This is a genomic window from uncultured Photobacterium sp. (genome assembly GCF_947039875.1).
Classification (GTDB): domain Bacteria; phylum Pseudomonadota; class Gammaproteobacteria; order Enterobacterales; family Vibrionaceae; genus Photobacterium.
The window spans coordinates 1-11,186 of the sequence record NZ_CAMRAN010000074.1; the positions used below are offsets into that span (position 1 = coordinate 1).

The following is an 11,186-nucleotide window of genomic DNA, read 5'->3' on the forward strand; positions in this document are numbered from 1 at the left end:
TGTGCAGGATGTGCAGGATGTGCAGGATGTGCAGGATGTGCAGGATGTGCAGGATGTGCAGGATATTCTTAGAGGAAAGGTTCCGAATAACAATGCATAGATATAAAAAATGCCGACCTTAGTCAGCATTTTATTAGGTATAACGTGTCAGATTATAACGTGATAACGTTCGCTGCTTGTAGACCTTTCTGGCCTTGCTCAACGTCAAATGATACTTTCTGACCTTCAGCTAATGTTTTAAAGCCTTCAGAAGCGATAGCACGAAAGTGAACGAATACGTCAGCACCGCCATTGTCTTGAGTTAAAAAACCAAAACCTTTCTCTTCGTTAAACCACTTAACCGTACCGATTGTTTTTGATAATGACATTGAATGTCCCTTAATTTGAATCTGATTAAACTATCGCACCAAGCAATAGTTTGAAATGATAATATTCATATAAATCAATGCACTAACCTTATACTCATAACCATACCGAATTATTATGAAGGTGTACTATACTTATATTGTTATTAAATAATGTCATTTGGCGAGAATAAGACATTTAATTAAAATCATTTCTTAATTAAATCCCCTAAGGTATTAATAAGAAATATAGAAATTACCAATTACTTTATTGCTACTATTTGTAATGTTACCTGCCGCTGTTTTTTCACAGTAACTAAATGATATATCAAGATTATCAACATTACCGTTAATAAGAACATGACGCTTTAATACATCACTGTTTAACTGATGGATATTGGCACTCCAAGTGCGTTGGTTTTTTACTAAATTAAAGTTTACTATCATTATTAACCTCTTGATTTTCATTTGTATTTACAGGGTTTTCTTGACGATTCTGTTGGAACCAAAATCGCTTACGGCCTAATGAACGAGACATAAGTATCCTTAGTTTTTTTACTAGCAGCAAAATATTCAGATGATAAAAGGCATCTAACATTATCTATGCTAATTAAGTATTTAAATTTTTATTTATAATAAAGTAACGAAGTAAATATGAACGTAACGACAAATACAGAAGCAGATGTTGGAAGTGTTTTATATTTCGATGATATTGTATAAATAATTTTTAAGTTAAAATGGGTGTTATTAAAAGTGACGCAAACGGTACTGTGACCATCTGCGTCGACTTAAAATATTATAAAGCTACAACGTTTGCAGCTTGAAGACCTTTTTGGCCTTGCTCTACTTCAAAAGACACTTTTTGGCCTTCAGCAAGAGTTTTGAAACCTTCAGAAGCGATTGCACGGAAGTGAACGAATACGTCAGCACCGCCATTGTCCTGAGTAATGAAACCGAAACCTTTCTCTTCGTTGAACCACTTAACGATACCAGTAGACATAATGTGTCCCTTAATTTTGATTAAAATTCATAAAAAATTAAACGCGAATAAATCACGATGCGCTGAAAGCTTGAATTATTGAATGTGACGATGAAGCTAAGGGAAACACTAAGGAATGCAACACTAACGAAGATATTCTGAGGGTTTTTCTTTTACTTGATGTTTTCATTAATAACTCTGAACAACAGAGCACCGCCATTATTATGTGGTTCGCAATTATTGTAAAGATTTATTTTTTGATAATCATCAAAATACCCCCTAACAACATGATATTACTTGGTAAATATTTACTCACCACCAAGTAATATCAATAAAAAAACACCACTTTGGATAAAATTTGAATCTTTTCAGAACGAAAATACTCAAATCTTCGCTCAAATATTATGCATTTTGACCCGCTACATAACCTGAACTCCACGCCCATTGGAAGTTATATCCCCCCAACCAACCACTGACATCCATCACTTCACCAGCAAAAAACAGCCCTTTAATTTGCTTCGATTCCATGGTTTTTGATGATAATTCATCTGTATCAACGCCACCAAGGGTCACTTCAGCAGTGCGATAGCCTTCGGTGCCATTAGGTGCAATATTCCAGTGATGAAAATAGGTGGCTAACTGCTCAAACTCTTTATGATCAAGCTGCTTTAGCGGTTTATCTGTAATGTCGCCACGAGTGATCAATACTTCAATTAAACGCTTAGGCAACAGACGAGATAAAGTGTTTTTTATACTTTGATTTGGATGCTGATCTCGTAATTCAAGTAACGTTTCAGCCAGATTAAGCGTTGGTAATAAATCAATACTTACCTTTTGTCCTGGCAACCAATACGAAGATATTTGTAACACCACAGGACCAGATAAGCCACGGTGAGTAAACAGTAAATTCTCTTTAAAGCTAGTTCCGTCTTCGGTCGTAATCACTGCAGGCACTGCGATACCCGATAGCTCTTCAAAAGCGTCTTTATCTTGCTTATGCAGTGTAAATGGCACTAATCCTGCAGTGGTTGGCACCATTTTTAAACCAAACTGTGCTGCAATTTGATAGCCAAATGGGGTCGCACCTAATTTAGGCATCGACAAGCCCCCTGTCGCCACCACCAGCGATTCACAGCTGATCGTTTCACCGTTAACATTCAAACTAAACCCAGTCTCTAATTGGGTAATAGCACTGATGTCAGTTTGATAACGTAAACTGATATTAGGCATATCACATTCAGCCACCAACATTTTGACAATGTCTTTTGCGGAATCTAAGCAAAATAATTGCCCATGATCACGCTCTTCATAATCAATTTCATGCTGACAAACTAACCCAATAAAGTCCCATTGGCTGTATTGTGACAATGCTGATTTAACAAAATGGGGATTACGGCAAACATAATTATTAGCAGCAACATCATTATTGGTAAAATTACAGCGACCACCACCTGAAATTAAAATTTTACGACCAGGTTTTTTACCGTGATCCAGTACAAGCACTGAGCGTCCGCGCTTGCCTGCCGTAGCTGCACACATTAAACCGGCAGCACCCGCACCAATAATTACTACATCATATTTGTTCGCCATGGATTTCAATCAGCCTTCAATGTCACTAAATAAACGCAAAAAGGATGCTAACAGTTAGCATCCTTTTTCTATTGTTACAGCTATTTTACCTGCCTCTTAACTCAATACCAACTGCTATCCCACCACAACGATTTATTCGATTAAAATCAAGCTTGTTGATGGCAATCTATCGACGTTAATGCCGTCACCGCAGCGGTTGGCATATCTAAGGTCGTGGTTGGGAACGCAAAATCAGCCCCATGATCATGAACAATCTCAACGATTTTAAGCATCACATCTTGCTGAACCGCTTTGTATTTGACCCAATCAACGGTTTTAGTAAAGGTGTATACCAAAATATTCAGTGACGATGGTCCGTAAGTGTCAAAACTCACAATCAAGGTTTGGCGCGTCTCAATATCGGCATGGTTTTGGAGCATTTTTTTTATATCATCAACCACCAACCCCACAACCGCCGCATCGCAATAACGTAAACCAACACTTTGTTTAATACGACGATTCTGCATTCGTGAGGCGTTTTCTACTACTACTGAGCTAAAAACTGAATTAGGGACATACAACGGCCGTTTATCAAAAGTGCGAATCACCGTCATACGAAACCCTATTCGCTCAATCGTTCCTTCAATCTGGCGATCAGGACTGCGAATCCAATCACCCACTTTAAAGGGACGATCAAAATAAATCATCATGCCACCAAAGAAGTTAGCCAATAAATCTTTGGCCGCCATACCGACCACTAAACCACCGACACCACCAAAGGTCAGCAAACCAGACAAACTTAAACCGAAGTTTTGCATCACAATTAAGCTACTCAATACCATTACAATTAAGCGTAATATTTTTGAAATAGCGGTGACGGTAGTGGCATCTCGATGCGGACGATTGTCTAAAATGGTTTGTTCAATATTGGTGATCAACCGCATCACAATCCAAATAAAGACCCCGACCAATAATAAGTGACGCAATAAAGCCAAGAAGCCACTTGAATAAGAGGTGATGTTATCAACCATTATTCCTAATGACATCAACCCAGGCCACACCCAAATACACAACGAAACAGGGGCTCGAACGGCATCAATTAACGCATCATCCCAAATAAAATGAGTTTTGTTCGCTATCGTTGCTAGTCGGCGTGAAAGTAATAACCATCCGCCCCACAGTAGTGTACTCAACAGCAGCAACAAGCCGATGTTATACATCCAATTAACAGAGGCACCCTTTTCAAGTGATGACCACCAGCTTACAAATTGATCCATAGCGACGTTGTTTCCGATAGTAAAAAGTAATAAATGAAGTGGTATTAATAAATTTTAGCTATACCAAGCACATGATATAACACTGAAGAAGGGTATCGCAAAGAGAGTGTCACTAGGGAAGTGACACCTAAAAAGAGAGCTATATTTAAAGTCCGAGAAAAGCCACCGCAAAAATAGCCACGAAGAAAGTGATCATAAAAGTACTCGCCAATACGAATAATTTACGAACTTTCATGCATTTAGCCATAAATAGCGGATCGTGATGTTTTTTATACTGTTGGCTACGAATGTAATGAAATAAGCGAATTTGTTTACTGACATTACCTTGTGACGAAAAGAAACCACGCCCGTCAACTTGCTGATATAACAACGGATCGCAGTCTCGCATCACCACCAATAAAGAACGTAATGTACTGATATATCGACAAGTGTTAACGGTTGCCACCAAAAAAATCGCAACCAAAAGCGCATCACCACTGATCATAGTTATCCCCTCTAAATATCACGCGCTTATAGGGATAAAAGGGGCAGTATTATCACACCCCTTGAACCACTTTAAGCTTGTGAGTCCATGACTGATGTTGGTGCTGATTCGCCTTTAGCCATCGCGGCTAAATCTTTATCAATAAAGAATAGCGCTTTACCATCTTCACCAACTAATTCAATTTTATCTAAAATGCCTTTAAATAGTTTTTCTTCTTCGTGTTGCTCTGACACATACCATTGTAAAAAATTAAAGGTTGAATAATCTTGAGTAGAAAATGCAACATGCGCTAATTCATTAATTTTTTTAGTAATCAGTTGCTCGTGTTCATATGTTTCACGAAACACATTACCAAGAGAAGCAAATTGATGTTTTGGCGCATCAATGGTACCTAAAATAGGTAATGCCCCCGTTTCACTTACATAAGTAAACAAGCGTTGCATATGTTGCATCTCTTCAGCAGCATGCACACGTAAAAACGCTGCAGCACCTTCAAAACCTTTATCTTCACACCATGCGCTCATCTGCAGGTATAAATTTGAAGAAAAAAACTCTAAATTAATTTGCTCGTTAAGGTTTTCAACCATTGCCTTGGCTAACATAGCACTACTCCTGTTTGTTTAAGTGTAATCAAGACATTGCCACTGTGCATTGTTAAGAATGCAACAAATGAACAAAACATCCTTAGAAAGAAAACGTCTATTAGTATAAGCTACTAAAATAACAATAAAAATAACTCAATGATTACGAAAAATAATTAACCATTTCGTAACCTATAGATGCGATCTAATCGATATTTTTAAGTGTATACCAGTGCTAACATAAATCATCATTATATAGTCATGGAATGTAAGCGATGGTTTATAAACATATTATCGCTGCTATCGATCTTTCTGAAGATAGCGCCTATCTCGTCAATAAAGCAGCTAAATTAGCACAATCATTGAATGCTAAACTATCACTGGTTCACATCGATGTTGACTATGCTGATCTCTACACTGGCTTAATTGATATTAACTTAGCAGAAATGCACGAACGTGCTGAAAGCGATGCTCAAAATAGATTACATGAGCTTGCTAATAATGCGGGTTACCCTGTTGCTCACACCTTAGTAGGTAGCGGTGATTTAAGTGAAGAAATTTGTAGCACTATCAAAGATCTTAACGTTGATTTAGTCATTTGTGGTCATCATCAAGATTTTTGGAGTAAAATTTTATCATCGACTCGTCAACTTATTAGCCGCACTCCGGTTGATTTATTGATCGTACCACTAAAATAACTCATCATAAATATAGCAGTCGTTGCCATAACGACTGCTACTCGTCGTCACGATAGCATACTGTCATTATCATATTCTTCATCGCACAATTTAGTTACACTGCTGTTATCCCCTCTCAATACACCCAGTTGCAACAATGAAATACTTATCATTAATAACCCTATTATGGGCATTTTCGTTTAGCTTAATTGGCGTTTATCTTGCTGGTCAAGTTGATGCTTGGTTCTCAGTTTTAACCCGCGTTTGTCTCGCTGCACTCGTTTTTTTACCCTTTTTACGTACTAAACATCTACACCCGAAGCTTGCCATCAAATTAATGGTCGTCGGTGCGTTTCAACTTGGGTTAATGTATTGTTTTTATTACCAGTCGTTCTTGTATTTAACCGTCCCAGAAGTACTACTATTTACAATTTTCACGCCCATTTATGTCACTCTGATTTATGACGCATTACATAAACAATTTTCACCGTGGTATTTACTGAGTGCAGTGATAGCAGTGATTGGGGCGGCGGTGATTAAATTTGAGGGAATTAACCAACACTTCATTATTGGCTTTTTCATTGTTCAAGGCGCAAACCTGTGCTTTGCGATTGGCCAAGTTGGCTATAAACGCATTATTGAACAAGAACAAACGGATATACCACAACATGCCGTGTTTGGCTGGTTTTATTTAGGCGCGGTATGTGTCGCGGTACCAATGTATTTATTGTTTGGTAATAGTGCCAAATTACCCACAACATCATTACAGTGGGGAATTTTAACCTACCTCGGTGTGATTGCTTCTGGACTAGGATATTTCATTTGGAACAAAGGCGCGACAATGGTCAATGCTGGCGCGTTAGCGATCATGAATAACGCCTTAGTCCCCGCTGGGCTAATCGTTAATATTGTGATCTGGAACCACGATGTGGATTACTCACGATTAATTATTGGTGGCGGGATTATTTTATTATCATTATGGTTTAACGAAACATGGGTTAAACAAAAGGTTGCGACCCAAAGAGAATTATCCATCAAAAAATAGTCACAAAAAAGGCGCGACTATCGCGCCTTTCTCATGCTATTGATGCGTTAAATAAATGCAAACGCATCGGCAAACATATGCTCACGCAATGCACCTTTTTCAGTACAAAAACGCTCACGCGCGGCACCTGCCATCTCAAAGCGGCCACACACATAAATATCATAGGCAGATAAACTAATAAAATCGTCAGCAACCGCATCCAGTACATTACCAACTTTACCCTGCCAATCTTCAGGTGCTGTTTCTACCACGGGTACATAGCTAATATTGGCGTATTGCTTTGCCAGTGCTTGCATTTCATCATTGGCATACAACTGACACACATCACGCCCTCCCCAATAAACAAAGAGTGGCCGAGTTAGACCACGGCTAATACAGTTGTCAACCATGCTTCGAATATAAGAGAACCCCGTTCCACCAGCAATCATTAGCAATGGACGTTGACTTTCATGACGTAGCCAAGCTTCGCCATGCGCCGCTTCAATCGTCACAGGTTGGTGAGCTATTAATGCATTCTTCATGGTTTCAACCACTTCTAACGCATACGCATTATGTTCCGCAGCACCAATATGAAGCTCAAGTTCGTCTTGACGACAAGGGCTGCTAGCAATCGAGAATGGGCGTTTATCTTGCTCGCCCATCACGGCTAATAAGTATTGCCCGGCTTTAAAATCGAGGGCTTGTAATGGCGTTAATAAAATACGGTATGTATTACATGCCAACGGTTCTACTGACTTTACTTCACATTGGATAGACATGGTTTTCCTCTAGTCTAACGATAACACCAAGTCGCTTTCCACTCTCGCTTGGCAAGCAAAAATCCAACCTTGTGCTTGCTCTTGTGGCGTCAACATCGGCGCTATCTTATAGCTTATCTCACCATGTTGTTTACGGCACATACACATTGCACAAGCACCTACTTGGCAGCGATTAGGAAAAGCGATGCCTGCGTTGAGCGCTGCTTGTAATACGGTTTGCTGCGCATCGGCAGTAAACGTAATGTTATTGGGCAACAGGCGTACTTGGTACATAAAAAATTCTCAATTCAATGACAGGTATTATCATTGAAACATAAAAACATCAGGCGCCTGATTGTTACTCAAGCCCATTGTTAGCGGTTAGTTATTGATCGCTAATTGCGCCCACATTGCATCGACTTGTGCCACAATTTGAGGATCCTTAATAATCGGAGTACCCCATTCTCGTTGGGTTTCAGCGCCAATTTTATTGGTCGCATCAAAACCGATCTTTGAACAACGCTCTGTGGTCGCAGCAGTTAATACCGTATCACGACTTGGATCCATCCGCGTTGTAACCGCCCAAATAACATCATTCCAATCGCGCACATTGACATCACCATCACAGATAATCACAAATTTGGCATCGGTGAATTGATTCAAAAAGGCCGAGACTGCGCTCATAACTTGTAGACCTTCACCCACAACGGTTTTATTAATACTCACGATTGCCATGCTGTGATCAGCCGCTTGTGGCGGTAAATAACAATCGATGATCGCAGGAAATTGCTGACGTAAGGCGAGTAATCCAGCCTCAACATCATACTCAGCAGACTTTAATCCGACCGATGTTGCTGCGGTATTCGCTAACTCTGCAGGCCATTTAATGGTGGCATCAATCCCCATTTTTGAGCCTAAGCCCACCACTGGCGACGCAAAATCCAATGAATCAATTGGCGTATTATCAATCAGTAATGTATCTCGAACCGGATCCATACGCATGGTCATCGCATTGATTACACTCTGCCAATCGCGCGCATTGACATCATCATCACACACAATTACAAATTTAGTGTACATAAACTGGCGTAAAAATGACCATACCCCCATCATCACTCGTTTAGCATGGCCAGGGTATTGCTTCTTCATTGTCACCACCGCCATGCGATAAGAACATCCTTCTGGCGGCAAATAGAAATCAACAATCTCCGGAAATTGTTTATGCAAAATAGGCACGAAGACTTCGTTTAATGCCACCCCAAGCACCGCAGGTTCATCCGGTGGACGACCAGTATAGGTGCTGTGATAAATCGGATCGTTACGCATCGTAATATGAGTAATAGTGAACACATGGTGGCGTTCAACCTCATTGTAATAACCGGTATGATCGCCATAAGGCCCTTCATCAGCATATTCTTCAGGGTCAATATAGCCTTCCATCACAATTTCAGCACTGGCTGGTACTTGTAAGTCATTACTGATGCTTTTAACTACTTCAGTACGGCTACCTCGCAACAAACCTGCAAAGGCGTATTCAGATAACGTATCAGGCACAGGCGTTACAGCCCCTAATACCGTGGCGGGATCAGCCCCAAAAGCAACCGTTACTGGAAATTTCTCCCCCGGATGGGCTTCACACCATTCACGCATATCTAACGCGCCACCACGGTGAGCGAGCCAGCGCATAATCACTTTATTTTTGGCTATTTTTTGTTGGCGATAAATGCCTAAATTTTGGCGTTTTTTATTCGGGCCACGAGTAATGGTTAAACCCCATGTCAGTAACGGTGCAACATCACCAGCCCAGCAACTCATGACAGGGATTTTATCGAGATCAACCTCGTCACCTTGCCAAATAATTTGTTGGCAAGGCGCTTTACGAAGTACTTTGGTCGGCATATTAAGCACTTGCTTAAATACCGGAATTTTATTGATTGCATCCCGCAAGCCATGTGGAGGCTCAGGCTCTTTTAAATACGCCAGCCATTCTCCAACTTCGCGTAATTGCTTAACATTGTCACGCCCCATTCCCATTGCAACGCGTTCAGGCGTACCAAACAAGTTTGCCAGTACCGGCATGTCGTAACCTACAGGATTTTCAAACAACAATGCCGGACCACCAGCACGCAGAGTACGATCGCAAATCTCCGTCATTTCCTGATTTGGATCGACAGGATGTTGAATGCGTTGTAATTGCCCTTGTTGCTCTAAATAGGCAATAAAGTCACGTAGATCCTTGTATTTCATAGCGACTACCTGTAGCTAAACTAAGTCAAATGGACATTACTGCCATTGACCTAATGAGAATGATTTTTGCTAGTATAACCAGTTGTGCAGCGGAAAACACCCGCCGCTCCCAAAAAGAAAATACCCGTTTAAATTCTGTGGGTTAATCAAAACAAGCTAACCTTATGGTTTGAATTTTAGCCAAAAAAAACGCCACATGAAAGTGACGTTTTTAATTCAATAACCGCTTAAATTACTTATGATTTTTGACGGCGCATTGCGTCAAAGAACTCTTCATTTGTTTTGGTCATTGATAGTTTGTCGATCAAGAATTCCATACTATCTGTTTCACTCATTGGGTGAACAATTTTACGCAGGATCCACATTTTCTGTAGTTCATCAGCTTTCGCCAATAGTTCTTCACGACGGGTACCTGAACGATTGATATCAATCGCAGGGAAAACACGCTTCTCAGCAATCTTGCGAGAAAGGTGAAGTTCCATGTTACCTGTACCTTTAAATTCTTCGTAGATAACTTCATCCATCTTAGAACCAGTATCGACTAGCGCTGTTGCGATAATAGTTAAGCTACCGCCTTCTTCAACATTACGTGCCGCACCAAAGAAACGCTTAGGACGGTGAAGGGCGTTGGCATCTACACCACCAGTTAATACTTTACCTGAAGAAGGTATAACGGTGTTGTAAGCACGTGCTAGACGCGTAATTGAGTCAAGAAGGATAACCACATCTTTCTTATGCTCAACTAAGCGTTTTGCTTTTTCGATAACCATTTCTGCCACTTGTACGTGACGAGATGCTGGTTCATCAAATGTTGATGCAATAACTTCGCCTTTAACAAGACGTTGCATCTCAGTTACTTCTTCCGGACGCTCATCAATTAGTAATACCATCAACACACACTCAGGGTGGTTGTAAGAAATACTTTGAGCGATATTTTGCAGTAACATTGTTTTACCCGCTTTTGGCGGAGCAACAATCAGACCACGTTGGCCTTTACCGATAGGAGAAGCTAAATCTAGAACACGCGCTGTAATATCTTCTGTTGAGCCATTACCACGTTCCATACGCATACGATCGTTGGCATGAAGTGGAGTAAGGTTTTCAAAAAGGATTTTATTGCGAGCGTTGTCTGGTTTGTCGTAGTTTACTTCGTTTACTTTTAGTAGTGCGAAGTAACGTTCACCGTCTTTTGGTGGACGAATCTTTCCGGCAATGGTGTCGCCAGTACGAAGGTTAAAACGACGAA

The 11,186-nt window shown here is 40.3% G+C and carries 13 protein-coding genes; 2 read left to right on the top strand and 11 right to left on the bottom strand.

Translation table 11 applies throughout. The features are described 5' to 3' along the window. Nucleotides 1-152 precede the first annotated feature (152 nt). The 7 genes from Q0V26_RS17155 to ftnA all read right to left on the bottom strand — a co-directional run bounded on the left by Q0V26_RS17155 (nt 153) and on the right by ftnA (nt 5,255). A complete protein-coding gene (locus Q0V26_RS17155) occupies nt 153-368 on the bottom strand; it encodes a cold-shock protein (RefSeq protein ID WP_297486090.1) in 216 nt (71 codons plus the stop codon). Between the two features lie 213 nt (nt 369-581). Continuing rightward, entirely contained in the window at nt 582-791 is a 210-nt protein-coding gene (locus Q0V26_RS17160) for a hypothetical protein (RefSeq protein WP_080159263.1), read from the bottom strand. Between the two features lie 349 nt (nt 792-1,140). Then, nucleotides 1,141-1,344, bottom strand: a complete 204-nt coding sequence (locus Q0V26_RS17165; protein ID WP_005372118.1) for a cold-shock protein — start codon at nt 1,342-1,344, stop codon at nt 1,141-1,143. Nucleotides 1,345-1,725: 381 nt separating this feature from the next. After that, nucleotides 1,726-2,913 carry an NAD(P)/FAD-dependent oxidoreductase gene (locus Q0V26_RS17170; RefSeq protein ID WP_297486099.1) on the bottom strand — a complete coding sequence of 396 codons (1,188 nt, stop codon included), beginning with the start codon at nt 2,911-2,913 and terminating at the stop codon, nt 1,726-1,728. Nucleotides 2,914-3,059: 146 nt separating this feature from the next. Then, the gene (locus Q0V26_RS17175) at nt 3,060-4,169 is read right to left on the bottom strand and encodes a mechanosensitive ion channel family protein (protein ID WP_297486102.1); all 1,110 of its coding nucleotides are present in this window, start codon (nt 4,167-4,169) and stop codon (nt 3,060-3,062) included. Nucleotides 4,170-4,314: 145 nt separating this feature from the next. Further along, nucleotides 4,315-4,653, bottom strand: a complete 339-nt coding sequence (gene uspB / locus Q0V26_RS17180) for a universal stress protein UspB (RefSeq protein ID WP_199190817.1) — start codon at nt 4,651-4,653, stop codon at nt 4,315-4,317. Between the two features lie 71 nt (nt 4,654-4,724). Continuing rightward, complete coding sequence (gene ftnA / locus Q0V26_RS17185; protein WP_297486107.1) at nt 4,725-5,255, bottom strand: non-heme ferritin; 531 nt, start codon at nt 5,253-5,255, stop codon at nt 4,725-4,727. Nucleotides 5,256-5,509: 254 nt separating this feature from the next. Here ftnA and Q0V26_RS17190 point away from each other — a divergent pair, with 254 nt between their 5' ends. Then, entirely contained in the window at nt 5,510-5,932 is a 423-nt protein-coding gene (locus Q0V26_RS17190; protein ID WP_297486110.1) for a universal stress protein, read from the top strand. 136 nt (nt 5,933-6,068) lie between these two features. After that, a complete protein-coding gene (locus Q0V26_RS17195; RefSeq protein ID WP_297486113.1) occupies nt 6,069-6,956 on the top strand; it encodes a carboxylate/amino acid/amine transporter in 888 nt (295 codons plus the stop codon). A gap of 47 nt (nt 6,957-7,003) precedes the next feature. Here Q0V26_RS17195 and fre read toward each other — a convergent pair whose 3' ends face one another. From fre to rho, 4 genes are all read right to left on the bottom strand, one after another. Beyond that, complete coding sequence (gene fre / locus Q0V26_RS17200) at nt 7,004-7,714, bottom strand: NAD(P)H-flavin reductase (RefSeq protein ID WP_297486115.1); 711 nt, start codon at nt 7,712-7,714, stop codon at nt 7,004-7,006. 9 nt (nt 7,715-7,723) lie between these two features. Further along, nucleotides 7,724-7,987, bottom strand: coding sequence for a 2Fe-2S iron-sulfur cluster-binding protein (locus Q0V26_RS17205; protein WP_297486118.1), 264 nt, complete (start codon nt 7,985-7,987; stop codon nt 7,724-7,726). Between the two features lie 87 nt (nt 7,988-8,074). Beyond that, nucleotides 8,075-9,940: a 4-hydroxy-3-polyprenylbenzoate decarboxylase gene (ubiD, locus tag Q0V26_RS17210; protein ID WP_297486122.1), complete on the bottom strand. Its 1,866-nt coding sequence runs from the start codon at nt 9,938-9,940 to the stop codon at nt 8,075-8,077. 236 nt (nt 9,941-10,176) lie between these two features. Continuing rightward, nucleotides 10,177-11,186 (bottom strand): transcription termination factor Rho (gene rho / locus Q0V26_RS17215; protein ID WP_297486124.1); only part of this gene is annotated, 1,010 nt, incomplete at its 5' end.